Origin of the sequence: Methylibium sp. (assembly GCF_965279545.1) — a bacterium.
Taxonomy (GTDB): domain Bacteria; phylum Pseudomonadota; class Gammaproteobacteria; order Burkholderiales; family Burkholderiaceae_C; genus Methylibium.
In genome coordinates this window covers 539,274-554,195 of sequence record NZ_OZ257250.1, presented here as the reverse complement: position 1 = coordinate 554,195, position 14,922 = coordinate 539,274, and the positions used below count along the sequence as shown (strand labels likewise).

Below are 14,922 nucleotides of genomic sequence, written 5' to 3'. Positions count from 1 at the left end.
GCAAACGGCCTGCGGCTCACAACCAGCCCGCCCGCCTGAAGCGCCACCAGACGAAGCCGCAGGTCGAGGCGATCAGCCCCAGCGCCAGCGGATAGCCCCAGCGCCATTTCAGCTCGGGCATCAGGTCGAAGTTCATGCCCCAGATGCCGGCGAACGCGGTGGCCACCGCGAAGATGCCGGCCCAGGCCGCCAGGCGCTTGGTGACCTCGCTCTCCTCGATCGCCACCATCGACAGGTTGACGTGGATCGCGGTGCCGACCGTGTCGCGGATCGACTCGATGGAGGCGTTGATGCGCGTCAGGTGGTCGACCACGTCGCGGAAGTACTCCTGCGTGCCGGCGCACATCTGCGGCACGCGACCGCCGTGCAGCTTGGCCGCGGCCTCCAGCAGCGGCGCCACGGCGTGCTTGAGCACCATCACCCGGCGCTTGAGGTCGTAGAGCCGTTCGATGTTGGTCCGCGCGGTGCCCTTGACGAAGATCTGCTCCTCGATGGTCTCGAGTTCGGACTCGAGCATGTCGATGATGGGGAAGTAGCGGTCCACCACCGCATCCATCAGCGCGTACAGCACGAAGCCGGCGCCACGCTTGAGCAAATGCGGCTCGCGCTCGCAACGGTCGCGCACGCCGAGGAAGCCCTGCGTGCTGCGGTTGCGCACCGACAGCACGTAGTTGTGCCCGACGAACACGTCGACCTCGCCGACGTTGAGCTCCTGGCCGACGGCTTCCACGAGGTGCAGCACTGCGAAGATCGAATCGCCATACTCCTCGATCTTCGGGCGCTGGTGGCCGTGCTGCGCATCCTCCACCGCCAGTTCGTGCAGGCCGAACTCGTGGCGCATCACCTCCAGCTCGTCGTGACTGGCGTCCTGCAGCGCGACCCAGACAAAGCAGCCGGGCCGCGAGATGTAGTCGCTGATCTTCTCGACCGGCAGGTCCGCCAGCTTGCTGCCGTCCTGGTAGGCCACGCAATTGATGAGCATGGGTGATTGTGCGTCTCGCGAGAAGGGTCCGAAAGCCTGCGCGCGGGACACCCCGGGGGAGAACGAGGTCTCAGCGCTGCAGTGCGTCGAGCGTCAGGTTCAGCGCCAGCACGTTGACGCGCGGCTCGCCGAGGAAGCCGAAGCGCCGGCCTTCGCCGTGCTGCTCGATCAGCGCTTGCACCGCCGCCTCGGACAGCCCGCGGGCGCGCGCCACCCGTCCCGCCTGGTACCGGACAGCAGCCAGGCTCAGCTCCGGATCGAGGCCGCTGGCGGAGGCGGTGACGAGGTCGACCGGCACCGGCAGCGCATTGCCCGGGTCCGCTGCGCGCAGCGCCTCGATGCGGCCCTTGACGGCATCGACGAGCGCCGGATTCGACGGCCCCAGGTTCGAGCCGCCCGAGGCCTGTGCGTTGTTCGGCATCGGCGCGGTCGCCGAAGGACGGCCCCAGAAGTACTTCGGATCGCTGAAGGCCTGACCGATCAGCGACGAGCCGACCGGCTTGCCGTCGCGAAACACGAGGCTGCCGGCAGCCTGCGCGGGAAACAGCGCCTGGCCGATGCCGGTCACGGCCAGGGGGTAGGCCACGCCGGTCACGAGAGTCAGCGCCGCGAACAGCACGAGGGCAGGCCGAAGGATGGCTTTCATGGGTGGGTTCTCCGGTTCAGACGAGATGCACGGCGGCCAGCAGCAGGTCGATCGCCTTGATGCCGACGAAGGGCACGACCAGCCCGCCCAGGCCATAGACCAGCACATTGCGACGCAGCAGCGCGGCCGCCCCGATGGCGCGGTACTTCACGCCCTTGAGCGCCAGCGGGATCAGGAACACGATCACCACCGCATTGAAGATCACCGCCGACAGGATGGCCGACGAGGGGCTGGTCAGCCGCATCACGTCCAGCGCCGCCAGTTGTGGATAGGTCGTGGCGAAGGCCGCCGGGATGATGGCGAAGTACTTCGCCACGTCGTTGGCGATCGAGAACGTGGTCAGCGAGCCGCGCGTCATCAGCAACTGCTTGCCGGTCTCGACGATCTCCAGCAGCTTGGTCGGGTTCGAGTCGAGGTCGACCATGTTGCCGGCCTCCTTGGCCGCCTGGGTGCCGGTGTTCATCGCCACCGCCACGTCGGCCTGGGCCAGCGCCGGCGCGTCGTTGGTGCCGTCGCCGGTCATCGCGACCAGCCGGCCTTCGGCCTGGTAGTCGCGGATCAGCTTGAGCTTGGCTTCGGGCGTCGCCTCGGCCAGGAAGTCGTCGACCCCCGCTTCGGCTGCGATCGCCGCGGCGGTGAGCCGGTTGTCGCCGGTGATCATCACCGTGCGAATGCCCATGCGGCGCAGCTCGGCGAAGCGCTCCTTGATGCCGCCCTTGACGATGTCCTTGAGCTCGACGACGCCGAGCACCCGGCCGGTGTCGGACACCACGAGCGGCGTGCTGCCGCGCCGCGCCACGTCGTCGGCGATCTTCTGCACCTCGGCGGGAAAGCCCTGGCCCTCGGCCTCGACGTGCGCGCGGATCGCATCGAGCGCCCCCTTGCGCAGGCGCCGCGTGCCGAGCGGGCCGATGTCGGCGCCGCTCATGCGGGTCTGCGCGGTGAAGGGAATGAAGGTGGCCTGCAGGCTTGCCATGTCGCGCTCGCGCAGGCCGGCCACCTGCTTGGCCAGCACCACCGTGCTGCGGCCTTCCGGCGTCTCGTCGGCCAGCGAGGCCAGCTGCGCCGCGTCGGCCAGTGCCTGCACCGTCACGCCGGGTGCCGGCAGGAAGACCGCAGCCTGGCGGTTGCCGAGCGTGATGGTGCCGGTCTTGTCCATCAGCAGCACGTCGACGTCGCCGGCCGCCTCGACCGCGCGCCCCGAGGTGGCGATCACATTGGCCTGCATCATGCGGCTCATGCCGGCCACGCCGATGGCGGACAGCAGCGCCCCGATCGTCGTCGGGATCAGGCACACCAGCAGCGCGATCAGCGCGGTGATCGTCACCGCCGTGCCCAGCTTCGCGGTCTGGACGGCGAAGATCGACATCGGCAGCAAGCTCACGACGACGACCAGGAACACGATGGTCAGCGTCACCAGCAGGATGTTCAGCGCGATCTCGTTGGGCGTCTTCTGGCGCTTCGCGCCCTCGACCATGGCGATCATGCGATCGAGAAAGGCCTCGCCGGGGTTCACGCCGACGCGCACCACCAGCCAGTCCGACAGCACCCGGGTGCCGCCGGTCACCGAAGCGAAGTCGCCGCCGGACTCGCGGATCACCGGGGCGGACTCGCCGGTGATCGCGCTCTCGTCGACCGAGGCCACACCCTCGATCACCTCGCCGTCCAGCGGGATGGTGTCGCCGGTCTCGACCAGCACGACCGCGCCCTTGCGCAGCTCGTCGGCCGGCATCGGATGCCAGGACGAGCCGTGCCGGGGCTGGTCCAGCTTCTTCGCAACCACCTTGCGCTTCATGCCGCGCAGCGAGGCCGCCTGGGCCTTGCTGCGGCCTTCGGCCAGTGCCTCGGCGAAGTTCGCGAACAGCACCGTGAACCACAGCCACACCGCCACGGCGAGAATGAACGTCGGCGGTGCTTCGCCCGAGCCCGCGAGGGCCTGGACGCCGAGCCCCGTCGTCAGCAGGCTGCCGACGTAGACGACGAACATCACCGGGTTGCGCCACTGCACCCGCGGGTCGAGCTTGCGGAACGCCGCGCCGATGGCCGGCCGCAGCAGCACCGGGTCGAGGAGTGCGAGGGATTTCTTGTCGTTGCTCATGGGGTTCTCCGCCCGCTCAGCGGGCCGTGCCCTGCACCAGGTGCTCGACCACCGGGCCGAGTGCGAGCGCGGGCACGTAGTTCAGCAGGCCGATCAGCAGCACGGAGCCGATCAGCAGCACGACGAACAGCGGTCCGTGCGTCGGCAGCGTGCCGGCGGTCACGGGCAGGCGCTTCTTCGCGGCCAGGCTGCCGGCGATCGCCAGCACCGGCACGATGACACCGAAGCGGCCGAACCACATCACGGCAGCGAGCAGCAGGTTGTAGAACGGCGTGTTGGCGGACAGCCCGGCGAAGGCGCTGCCGTTGTTGTTGGCGGCCGAGCTGAGCGCATAGAGGATTTCCGAGTAGCCGTGCGGCCCCGGGTTGGCCATCCCCACCGGGCCGGCCGGGCTGATCAGCGCGATGGCCGTGCCGGCCAGCACCAGCACCGGCGTGACGAGGATGGTGATGGCCGTCATCTTCATCTCGAAGGGCTCGATCTTCTTGCCCAGGTACTCCGGCGTGCGTCCGATCATCAGGCCGGCGATGAAGACCGCGAGGATCGCGAAGATCAGCATGCCGTACAGGCCCGAGCCGACGCCGCCGAACACCACCTCGCCAAGCTGGATCAGCACCAGCGGCACCGCGCCGCCGAGCGGCGTGAACGAGTCGTGCATCGCGTTGACCGCGCCGCAGGACGCGGCGGTCGTGATGGCGGCGAACAGCGTCGACGCAGCGATGCCGAAGCGTGCCTCCTTGCCTTCCATGTTGCCGCCGGACTGCAGCGCGCTCGCCACCTGGTCGACGCCCAGCGCCGCGAGCTGCGGGTTGCCCTGCTGCTCCTGCGCGCTGACGACCCACACCGCCACGACGAAGATCGCGGTCATCGCCGCCAGCAGCGCCCAGCCCTGGCGCATGTCGCCGACCAGGCGGCCGAAGGCGAACACCAGCCCGGCCGGGATCAGGAAGATCGCCAGCATCTGCACGAAGTTGGCGAGCGGCGTCGGGTTCTCGTAGGGGTGGGCCGAGTTGGCGTTGAAGAAGCCGCCGCCATTGGTGCCGATCATCTTGATGGCCTCCTGCGACGCGACCGGACCCATCGCGATGGTCTGGGTGGCGGTCTTCCGGTCCTCCATCGCCGGCCGGCCCTGCGCGTCCTGCACCGGCTGGCCGTCGGGACCGGTCCCGGCTTGCTGGTAGGTGGTCGTCTCCAGCGTCGTCACGTCCCGGTAGGCGCTGAAGTTCTGGATCACGCCCTGCCCGACCAGGAACACCGCGAACACCAGCGACAGCGGCAACAGCACGTAGAGCGTGATGCGGGTGACATCGGTCCAGAAGTTGCCGATGGCCGACGGCGAGCGCGCCGCGAAGCCGCGGATCAGCGCGAACACCACCGCGATGCCGGTCGCGGCCGACAGGAAGTTCTGCACCCCGAGCGCGAGCATCTGCGTCAGGTAGCTCATCGCCGCTTCGCCGCCGTAGCCCTGCCAGTTGGTGTTGGTGACGAAGCTGACCGCGGTGTTGAACGAGGAGTCGGCACCGACGCCGGCCAGGCCCTGCGGATTGAGCGGCAGCAGCGCCTGCAGCCGCTGCAGCGCATACACCGCCAGCACGCCCAGCGCATTGAAGGCCAGCAGCGCCAGCGCATAGGACTTCCAGCCCATGCCGGCCTCGGCGTCCACGCCGGCCACGCGGTACAGCGCCGCTTCGACGCGGGCCACGGGCGCGAGCAGCTTCGGCAGGCGGCCATGCGCCACCGCGGCAAGCCAGCGGCCCAGCGGCCAGGCCAGCAGCGCCAGCAGCGCGAAGAAGACGGCGAGTTGGATCCAGGCTTGCGAGCTCATCAGTACGCCTCGGCCTTCAGCAAGGCATGGACGAGATAGACCAGCAGGCCCGCCGCGACCACGGCCCCCAGCAGGTAGAGGCCGCTCACGGCCGCGCTCCCAGCGCGTCGCAGGCCTTCACGAGGCCGGTGATCAGCACCACGAACAAGGCCACCAGCCCCAGCATCACGACATCCATGCACACCTCGAACTCGGTTGTTCTGTGCAGGAGATGCTAGGCAGCGCGACCTCAGGACGGCATACAAAGCGGCGCGGTGCGCATCAAGAAAGCGTAAAGACGCGCGCACCTTGCAGCCGGAGCAGCGGCTCTCGGGTGTCGGCACTGCGGTCAGAACAGCGTCTGCTGCGCCGGGTCGCCGGTCGGCGGACGAAAGCGACTCACATCGAGCACCAGCCGCTCGCGCGTCAGGCCCTGCCTCAGCGCGGCCTTGAGGATGCGCTGGCGGATCAGCTCGGCCCAGGGCCCGGCGCCTTTCATGCGGGTGGCGAAGTCGGCCTCGTAGTCCTTGCCGCCGCGCATCTCCTGCACACGCGCCATCACGCGCGCGGCGCGCTCGGGCACATGCTGCGTCAGCCACTGGCGGAACAGCGGCGCCACCTCCCAGGGCAGGCGCAGCACGGTGTAGTGGACGGATCTCGCGCCGGCCCGCGCGGCGGCCTCGACGATGCGCTCGATCTCCGGCTCGTTGACGAAGGGGATGATCGGCGCCACGTTCACGCCGACCGGCACGCCGGCGTCGCTGAGCCGTTTCACGGCCTGCAGGCGGCGCTGCGGCGAGGCGGCACGCGGCTCGAGGCGGCGCGCCAGGCCGGCATCGAGCGTGGTGATGCTGATGAACACCAGCGCCTGCCGGCGCCGCGCGGCCGGAGCGATGAGATCGAGGTCGCGCTCCACGCCGGCCGACTTGGTGATGATGCTGAACGGGTGCTCGCAGGCCGTCAGCACCTCCAGCAGCGCGCGCGTGATGCGCAGGCGCCGCTCGACGGGCTGGTAGGCATCGGTCGCGGAGCCGATGTTGATCGGGCTCGGCCGATAGGCCGGTCGCGCCAGTTCGGCGCGCAGGCGCTCGGCGGCGTTGACCTTCGCAACCAGTCGTGTCTCGAAATCCAGCCCGGGCGACAGGTTCAGGTAGCTGTGGGTCGGGCGCGCGTAGCAGTAGCTGCAGCCGTGCTCGCAACCGCGGTAGGGGTTGATCGACAGGTCGAAGGGGATGTCCGGCGAGTCGTTGGCACTGAGGATCGTCTTGACGCGCTCCTCGCTGACCTGGGTGACCGGCGGCGGCCGTTCGCCGTCATCGCCCTCGGGCGGCGTCTCCCAGCCGTCGTCGACCGCCTCGCGCTGGTCGCGCTCGTAGCGGTGGGCGATGCGCACCGGTGTGCCACGCCCCTTGATCGGGCCCGGCGGTGCGACAGGGTGGGGCGTGGTCATGACGGCCACAGAATACTGTATTTATATACAGCTTTCAAAGCGCAACGCGCCCGGGCCCTTGACCGCCTTCAGGCCAGCGCGCGAGCCTTTTGACCGCTGGGCAGTTCCAGCATTGTCGCGGTGCGCGCCTCGAACTCCGCCACCGGCAGCGCCGGCGCGAACAGAAAGCCCTGGATCTCGTCGCAGCCGGCGCGCTTGAGGAAGTCGCGCTGCGCCGTCGTCTCCACGCCCTCGGCGATCACGCGCAGCCGCAGCGCCCGGGCGACCTGGATCACGGCCTGCGCGATGCCCGCATCGCTCTCGTCGCCCGGCAGGCCCTTGATGAAGCTGCGGTCGATCTTGAGCTTCCTGATCGGGAAGCGTTTCAGGTAGCCCAGGCTCGAGTAGCCAGTGCCGAAGTCGTCGATCGCGAGCTGCACGCCGAGCCGGTCGAGCGCGCGCAGGCGCTGCAGCGCTTCGTCGGCATCGCGGATCAGGATCGATTCGGTCAGTTCGAGTTCCAGCCATTGCGCCGGCAGGCGAGCCTCGGCCAGCACCGCGGCCACGCGGCCGACGAAGTCGGCCTGCTGGAACTGCAGCGCCGACACATTGACCGACACCACCATCGAGCGGCCCTGCGCGCGCCACAGCGCGGCCTGACGCACCGCTTCGCTCAGCACCCAGTCGCCCAGCGCGACGATGAAGCCGCTCTCCTCGGCCACCGGGATGAACTCGCCCGGCGACACGTCGCCGATGTCGGTGTCGCGCCAGCGCAGCAGCGCCTCGGCCCCGACCACGGCGCCGCTGCTGATCTCGACCTGCGGCTGATAGTGCAGCCGGAAATCGCCGCGTTCGAGCGCGATGCGCATCGCGTGGTCGAGCTTCATGCGCGCCAGCAGGTCGACGTTCATCTGCGGCTGGTAGAAGCGAAAGCCCGCGCGGCCCCGCTCCTTCACGCGGTACATCGCGGCGTCGGCGTTCTTGATCAGGTCGTCCATCGACTCGCCGTCGTTCGGGTACATCGCGATGCCGATGCTCGCGGTGACGCTGAAGCTCATGCCCTCCAGCGTGAACGCCTGGCCCAGCACCTCCAGCACGCGCCGCGCGATGGCCTCGGCGCCACGGGCGTCGGTCTGGTTCAGCAGCATCACGAACTCGTCGCCGCCGAGCCGCGCCACCGTGTCGATCTGGCGCAGGCAGGTCTTCAGCCGCTCCGACACCTCGACCAGCACGCGGTCACCGAACACATGGCCCAGCGAGTCGTTGATCTGCTTGAAGCGGTCGAGGTCGAGGAACAGCAGCGCGAACGGCGCCTGGTGCCGGTGCGACATGGCCAGCGCGAACTCCATGCGCTCGGTCAGCATCACGCGGTTGGGCAGACCGGTCAGCGCGTCGGTGAAGGCCAGCTCCTCGATGCGCTTCTGGGCCGCCACGGTCTCGGTTAGGTCCTTGAAGAAGCCGACGTGGCGCACGCCGGCCTCGGCGCCCGCGCCGCTCTCGCCCGCGAGGCGCACCAGCGAGACCTGCCCCGGCAGCGTGCCGCCGTCGGTGCGGCGGTGCCACAGCTCGCCCTCCCACACGCCCTGGGTTTCGAGCTGCCGGCGCACCGGCTCGAACCAGCCCGTGTTCGCGTCATCGGTTGCGGGCGGGTGCAGCAGCGCCTCGGTCCGCACGCCGACCAGCTGTGCGCGGCCGAGCCCGGTGATGCGCTCGCAGCTGGCATTGACCGTCACGATGCGGTGCTCGGCGTCGGTCACGAAGATCGCATCGAGGCTGGACTCGAACACCTGGGCGGCCAGCTGCAGGCGCGCCGCACTGGCCAGCTGCTCGGTGATGTCGCGGAACGAACAGACGCGCCCGATCGGCTGGCCACGGCCGTACTGGGGCAGCACCACGCGCTCGAGCACACGCCCGCAGCGCAGGCGCAGCATGTCGCTGGCACGCAGCAGCGGGTCACGGTCGATCTCGCCCAGGCGGTCGACGAAGCGCGCTTCGTCGACGACCTGGGTCCGCATCCATTCGAGGATCTGGCTGTCGTCACGCTGTGTCAGCAGTTCGACCGGCATGTCCCACAGCTGCGCGAACAGCTGGTTGCAGCCGCGGATCGCGCCGTGCAGGTCGGTGACGAGGATGCCCTCGGCGGTCGACTCGAGCGTGGCGCGCAGTTCGGCCACCAGTTTCTCGAGCTCGTCCTCGGCCTGGCGCTGCGCGCTCTGGTCACGCAGCCCCAGCACGTAGATCGCCTGGCCCGGGCGCATCCAGATCCGGTTCACACGCCGCTCGACGGGGATCATGCGACCGTCGGCATGGCGCACGAAGCTGTCGGAATGAATCTGCGGCCCCTCGGCCGTGCCGACGCCGGCTGCCATGTCCTCCCAGAAGCACTCGTCCTCGGGCGTGGCCGACAGCTCGATCACCGGCCGCCCGACCAGCGCCGACAAGGGCACGCCGAACAGCGCGGCCGCGGCCTCGTTGGCCGCGACGATGTGCAGCGTCAGCGGCTCGACCAAGCAGACGGCCTCGAGCAGGCTGCCGATCAGCGGTTCCCACACCGGCGGCGGCGTGTTCATCGGGGCACCCTGCGCACTTCGTGCGGCCCCGCCGAGCGGGAGCCTTCGCACTTGGGGCGGCTCGGCCTGCTCATGCCGCGCTCCCGGCGCTCAGCAGGAAAGGCTCGCGCGCGCGCTCGAAGAAATAGCACACGCGCGGCCGCGGCGACAGGTAGTCGAGCGTGGCGCGCGGCAGGTGCTGGGGCTTCAAGCTGCGCCGGATGCCCAGCGACGGTGTGGTCTCGAGGTTCAGCGGCACGGCCTCGTTGCGCGGCTGCCTGGGCTCGTGCACCAGCACGCAGGGCTTGAGCGGCCGGGCCGAGTTGACGGACACGACCATGCCGTAGCGGTCGTCGGTCAGTTGCACCACCGAGCCCGGCGGGTACACGCCCATCATCTTGACGAAGGCACCGAACACCGCCGTGTCGAACTTCGCCTTCATCTGCCCGTACATCAGCGCCAGCGCCTCGTGCGGCGTCAGGGCCTGGGCCGGCGTCGCCGGGTTGCACAGGTTGTCGTAGCGGTTGACCAGCGCGACGATCTTCGCCGCGGTGTTCATCTTGTCGGCACCCAGCTTGAGCGGGAAGCCGGTGCTGTCGGCATGTTCGTGGTGCTGCGCAAGAACCAGCAGCGCACCGGGCGCCAGCGCCATCTTGCGGCCGAGGGCCACACCGTGCGCGACGTGCTCCTGGTAGAACTGACGCTCGTGATTCGAGACGCCGGGCGACAGCGGATCGATCCATCGCACGCGCTCGGGCAGCTCGATCTTGCCGATGTCGTGGAGCATCGCGCCGGTGCCGAGATCGAACATCTCGGGCTTGCCGAGACCCATCTGCTTGCCCAGCAGCAGCGCGATGACGGTGACGTTGATCGCATGCATCGAGCCGCGGTCCCCGGCGCCCTCGCTGAGCAGGCGGATCGCCATCTCCTGGGCACCGAGCACCGTGTCGAGAAAGCCGTTGACCTGGGCCTCGCACTGCTCGCGGGCCGCCTGGGGCTGGGAAGCCGCCAGCTCGAAACTGCGCCGCAGCGCCCGCCCGGCCTCGCTGTAGTGACGTTCCGCCTGGGCCGCGCAGGCCTGCTCGGCCTGCAGCGCCTCGCGGCGGCGGCGGCGCTCGGCGGCCTCCGGGGTTTCGGCCGGGACCGCTGGTTCCGGGGCCGCTTCAGGAGCTGCCGGCTCGGATGCCGCGACACCGGCCACCTCCGGCGACAGCAGCCCTTCGCCGACCAGCCCCTGCAGCGTGAGGGCGTCGCTGCGCTGCGGAGAGATCCGCACCCGATCGAGGCCGAGCCCGCGCAGCGTCTCGAGCTGCTGCTCGGTCGAGATGCGGAAACTGCTGAGCGGGAAGGGATGCGCCATCCACCCCAGGTCGAGGTGCACGTGCAATCCGATCCGCAGCTTCCGAACGTCGATGGTGGGGCTGTCGTTCATGGGGAGTTCGAGCCGGGAGTGGCCCTGGCCTGCCCCTACTTTCGGCATCCATCGGCATTCCTTGAATGCGTGGACTGCCGGGCACCGCTACAGTGACGGACCTCACGCTCTTCTGAAAGCTCTCATGGCCTTGTCGGTCTGGTTGACGTTCTTCCTGGCAGCCTGGGCCATCAGCATCTCGCCCGGGGCCGGCGCCGTGGCGGCGATGAGCGCCGGCGCGCGCCACGGCTTCGCCCGCGGCTACTGCATGAGCTTCGGACTGGTGCTGGGCATCTGGACCCAGGTCGTGGCGGTCGGCGTGGGCCTGGGCGCGCTGATCGCGACCTCGGCCACCGCCTTCGCGGTGCTCAAGTGGCTGGGTGCAGCCTATCTGGTCTGGCTCGGTGTGCAGCAATGGCGTGCACGGCCGGTGCCGCTGGTCGAGGCGGCGGCCGAGAAAACCGTGCCGGCGGTGCGCACGCTGGTGCTGCGCGGCTGGATGGTGAATGCCGTCAACCCGAAGGGCACCGTGTTCCTGCTCGCCGTGGTGCCGCAGTTCCTGGACCTGGCCGCGCCGCTGGCGCCGCAGTACCTGGTGATCGCCGCGACCCTGGGCTTCACCGACCTGGTGGTGATGGGCGTCTACACCGCGCTGGCCGCGAAGCTGCTGCGAGCGCTCGAGGCGCCGCGGCAGATCCGCTGGATCCACCGCGTGTTCGGCAGCCTGCTCATCGTGGCGGGAGCCTTGCTGGCGAGCTTGCGACGCGCGGCCTGACGCCCGTGGCCGCCGGGGCCCGCCTGAGCGGCCGGCCGCTCAGGTGCGACCCAGCAGCTCGCGGATGTTCTGCAGCGCCGTCGGGTCCTCGATGGTCGTCAGGTCACCCGGGTCGCGGCCTTCGGCCACGGCCTGGAGGGCGCGGCGCAGCAGCTTGCCCGAGCGCGTCTTGGGCAGCGTCGTCACGAAATGGACCCGGGCCGGCCGCGCCACGGCGCCGAGCTGGTTGTCGACCGTCTTCATGATCTCGCCCTCGAGTTTGAGGCGCGCAACCGGCTCGTCGAGGCCCTTTGCATCCTTCGGCACCACGAAGGCGATGGCCACCTGGCCCTTGAGCTGGTCGGCCACGCCGACGACGGCGACCTCGGCCACGTTGGCGTGGCTGGAGATGCTCTCCTCGATCTCGCGGGTGCCGAGCCGGTGGCCGGCGACGTTGATCACGTCGTCGGTGCGGCCGAGGATGAAGTAGTAGCCGTCCTCGTCGCGGATGCCCCAGTCGAAGGTGCTGTAGACCATCTTGCCCGGCACGCTCTTCCAGTAGGTGTCGACGAAGCGCGCGTCGTCGCGCCACACGGTCTGCATGAAGCCGGGCGGCAGCGGGCCTTCGATCACGACCACCCCCTTCTCGTTGGCGCCGAGCAGTTCCTCGCCGGTGCTGTCGCTGACGAGCTTGACCTTGTAGCCGTAGGTCGGGATGCCGGGGCTGCCGAACTTGCTGGGCTGGTGCTGCACGCCGTTGGCGATGCTCAGGATCGGCCAGCCGGACTCGGTCTGCCAGTAGTTGTCGACGATCGGCACGCCCAACGCGTCGGCGATCCACTGCGCGGTCGGCTCGTCGAGCGGCTCGCCGGCCAGGAACAGCGCTCGCAGGGAGCTGAGGTCGTGTTTCTTGAGCGCCGCGGGGTCCTGCTTCTTCAGCACCCGCACCGCGGTCGGCGCGCTGAACATCGCGGTGACCTTGTACTTCTCGACCAGGCTCCACCAGATGGCGGCATCGGGGCGGATCGGCAGGCCCTCGTACATGATGGTCGCCATGCCGGCGATCAGCGGCCCGTAGACGATGTAGCTGTGGCCCACCACCCAGCCGATGTCGCTGGTGGAGAAGTAGGTCTCGCCGGCGTTGCCGAGGTAGATGTGCTTCATGCTCGCGGCCAGCGCGACGGCGTAGCCGCCGGTGTCGCGCTGCACGCCCTTGGGCGTGCCGGTGGTGCCGCTGGTGTAGAGCGTGTAGCTCGGGTGCGTGGCGTCGACCCAGGTGCAGGGCACGCGGCTGTCGAGGTGGCGCTGGCGCAGCGCCGCGTAGTCGACGTCGCGGCCGTCGACCGCCTGCATCGGCGCCAGGCCACGGTCGACCATCAGCACCTTCTCGGGCTTGTTCCTGGCGAGGCGGATCGCCTCGTCGAGCAGCGGCTTGTAAGGCACCACCTTGCCCGAGCGGCTGCCGGCGTCGGCGCTGACGATGAGCTTGGGCTCGGCGTCGTCGATGCGGCTGGCCAGGCTCACGCTGGCGAAGCCGCCGAACACCACCGAATGGATGGCGCCGATGCGCGTGCAGGCGAGCATCGCGAACGCCGCCTCGGGAATCATCGGCATGTAGATCAGCACCCGGTCGCCCTGGCCCACGCCCAGCTCGATCAGGCCCGCCGCCATGCGCTCGACCTCGCGCTGCAGTTCGGCAAAGCTGTAGACGCGCTCCTGCTCGACCTCGGTGGAGACCCAGATCAGCGCATTGGCGTCGGGGCGCTGCGCGGCATGGCGGTCCACCGCGTTGTGGCACAGGTTGGTCTGGCCGCCGACGAACCAGCGCGCGAACGGCGGATTGCTGTCGTCGAGCACCTGATCGAACGGGCGGTGCCAGTCGATCAGCTGCGCCTGCTCGGCCCAGAAACCCTGCGGGTCGTCGATCGAGCGACGGTAGAACGCGGCGTAGTCCATGCGCTTGTCTCCTGTTTTGTCGTTCTGTCAGGTCGCCCGGGCCACCGGTGTCTTCAGCAGCTCGAGCACCTCCTTGAATCGCGGGTGACGGCACGAATGCAGCCACTCGAACACCACCATCTCGGTACTCACGACCACCGCACCGGCCTGGCGCAAGCGCTGCATCGCAAACTCGTGATCGCTCGGCTTGCGCGAACCGCAGGCCGCAGCGACCACCCACACGCGATGCCCCGCCCGCAGCAGCCCCAGCGCCGTCTGCAACAGACACACGTGCGCTTCACAACCGGCGATCACCACGTCGCCCGGCACACTGCCGTGGTCCCGCAACATCTCCGGCAGACCATCGATGCAGGCGTCGAAGTGCATTTTCGACAGCGTACTTTCGCAGACCTGACGCAGACGTTCGACCCCGGGACCCAGCCCCTGCGGGTTTTGCTCGGTTCCCACCACGCGCACCCCCAGCAACCGCGCCGCTTCGGCGAGGCGGCCGGCCTCTGCGACGACCTCGGCACCGCGGTCGATGGCCGGCATCAGGCGCGCCTGGTAGTCGACCAGCACGAGCGTGCTGGCTTGGGCATCGATCGCATTCATCACGGGGCTCTCCTTGTCCGGCTTGCAGGCTGCAGCACCGCTGCAGCGCCGCGCAAGACGCGTTCGACCAGCGCGTCGAGATAGCGGTCGAACAGGGCCTGGGACTCCTGGTGGAACATGCGGATGCGCCCGGTGTGGCTCAGCAGCAGCAGGCCCACAGTGTGCGCGAACAGTGCGGTCACTTCGGCCAGTGCGTCCCGGGCCTCGAGGCCCAGACGCTGCAGTGCCCGCTCGGCAGGTGCCAGCGCATCGCGCAGCCGGGCATTGAGGCGTTCGTTGAGTTCCGGCGTCAGGCCACGCGGCTGCAGGCCCTGGAACAGGTAGAAGCCGAGATCGAGGTCGCGCGGGTTCTCGCGGTAGAAGCCGAAGAAGGCGTTCGCCGAGGCGCGCAGCACCGCCACCTCGGCCGGCTCGCCGCGGCGAGCGGCCACCGGCGACGGCGCGGCCACGCTCGCGTTCAGGCGCTCCAGCGACTCGCCGAGCAAGGCACCGTACATCTCTTCCTTGCTCGCGAAGTAGCTGTAGATCGCGCCCGGCGTGTAGCCGGCGCGCCGGGCGATCTCGCGCACGCTGGCGCGTTCGAGCCCGAGCTCGAAGAAGGCGGACCGTGCGGCATCGAGCACCAGCGCGCGGCGGGCATCGGCCACGGCGCGTTGGCGCATTCCCCGCTCGGTGGTGGGCAAGGCGGTTGATTTCGGCATC

At 69.6% G+C, this 14,922-nt stretch carries 12 protein-coding genes; 1 reads left to right on the top strand and 11 read right to left on the bottom strand.

Annotation, left to right across the window (positions count from 1 at the left end):
• Window positions 1-16: 16 nt before the first annotated feature.
• From corA to ACQY9S_RS02555, 8 genes are all read right to left on the bottom strand, one after another.
• The gene (gene corA / locus ACQY9S_RS02590; RefSeq protein ID WP_428423015.1) at window positions 17-982 is read right to left on the bottom strand and encodes a magnesium/cobalt transporter CorA; all 966 of its coding nucleotides are present in this window, start codon (window positions 980-982) and stop codon (window positions 17-19) included.
• A gap of 70 nt (window positions 983-1,052) precedes the next feature.
• Window positions 1,053-1,628: a potassium-transporting ATPase subunit KdpC gene (gene kdpC / locus ACQY9S_RS02585; protein ID WP_428423014.1), complete on the bottom strand. Its 576-nt coding sequence runs from the start codon at window positions 1,626-1,628 to the stop codon at window positions 1,053-1,055.
• Between the two features lie 16 nt (window positions 1,629-1,644).
• On the bottom strand, window positions 1,645-3,726 hold the full coding sequence (gene kdpB, locus ACQY9S_RS02580; protein ID WP_428423013.1) for a potassium-transporting ATPase subunit KdpB: 2,082 nt from the start codon (window positions 3,724-3,726) through the stop codon (window positions 1,645-1,647).
• A 16-nt stretch (window positions 3,727-3,742) separates the two neighbouring features.
• Window positions 3,743-5,551 carry a potassium-transporting ATPase subunit KdpA gene (gene kdpA, locus ACQY9S_RS02575; protein ID WP_428423012.1) on the bottom strand — a complete coding sequence of 603 codons (1,809 nt, stop codon included), beginning with the start codon at window positions 5,549-5,551 and terminating at the stop codon, window positions 3,743-3,745.
• Window positions 5,551-5,640: a K(+)-transporting ATPase subunit F gene (kdpF, locus tag ACQY9S_RS02570; protein ID WP_428423011.1), complete on the bottom strand. Its 90-nt coding sequence runs from the start codon at window positions 5,638-5,640 to the stop codon at window positions 5,551-5,553. The genes kdpA and kdpF overlap by 1 nt, the downstream gene beginning before the upstream one ends.
• A 239-nt stretch (window positions 5,641-5,879) precedes the next feature.
• Entirely contained in the window at window positions 5,880-6,980 is a 1,101-nt protein-coding gene (locus tag ACQY9S_RS02565; protein WP_428423010.1) for a PA0069 family radical SAM protein, read from the bottom strand.
• Between the two features lie 68 nt (window positions 6,981-7,048).
• The gene (locus ACQY9S_RS02560; protein ID WP_428423009.1) at window positions 7,049-9,529 is read right to left on the bottom strand and encodes an EAL domain-containing protein; all 2,481 of its coding nucleotides are present in this window, start codon (window positions 9,527-9,529) and stop codon (window positions 7,049-7,051) included.
• Between the two features lie 70 nt (window positions 9,530-9,599).
• Window positions 9,600-10,940 (bottom strand): HD-GYP domain-containing protein, encoded by a 1,341-nt coding sequence (locus ACQY9S_RS02555; protein ID WP_428423008.1) that lies wholly within the window; start codon window positions 10,938-10,940, stop codon window positions 9,600-9,602.
• A 124-nt stretch (window positions 10,941-11,064) separates the two neighbouring features.
• On the opposite strand from ACQY9S_RS02555, the gene ACQY9S_RS02550 reads away from it, so the two are divergent.
• The gene (locus ACQY9S_RS02550) at window positions 11,065-11,694 is read left to right on the top strand and encodes a LysE family transporter (protein WP_428423007.1); all 630 of its coding nucleotides are present in this window, start codon (window positions 11,065-11,067) and stop codon (window positions 11,692-11,694) included.
• Window positions 11,695-11,733: 39 nt separating this feature from the next.
• Here the strand turns inward: ACQY9S_RS02550 and ACQY9S_RS02545 are convergent, their stop codons facing one another.
• Genes ACQY9S_RS02545 through ACQY9S_RS02535 form a run of 3 tightly spaced genes read right to left on the bottom strand, consistent with a single transcriptional unit; the run spans window position 11,734 to window position 14,882 of the window.
• Entirely contained in the window at window positions 11,734-13,629 is a 1,896-nt protein-coding gene (locus ACQY9S_RS02545) for a propionate--CoA ligase (protein WP_428423006.1), read from the bottom strand.
• Window positions 13,630-13,656: 27 nt separating this feature from the next.
• Window positions 13,657-14,220 carry an isochorismatase family protein gene (locus tag ACQY9S_RS02540; RefSeq protein ID WP_428423005.1) on the bottom strand — a complete coding sequence of 188 codons (564 nt, stop codon included), beginning with the start codon at window positions 14,218-14,220 and terminating at the stop codon, window positions 13,657-13,659.
• Window positions 14,220-14,882 carry a TetR/AcrR family transcriptional regulator gene (locus ACQY9S_RS02535; RefSeq protein WP_428423004.1) on the bottom strand — a complete coding sequence of 221 codons (663 nt, stop codon included), beginning with the start codon at window positions 14,880-14,882 and terminating at the stop codon, window positions 14,220-14,222. The genes ACQY9S_RS02540 and ACQY9S_RS02535 overlap by 1 nt, the downstream gene beginning before the upstream one ends.
• Between the last annotated feature and the right edge of the window lie 40 nt (window positions 14,883-14,922).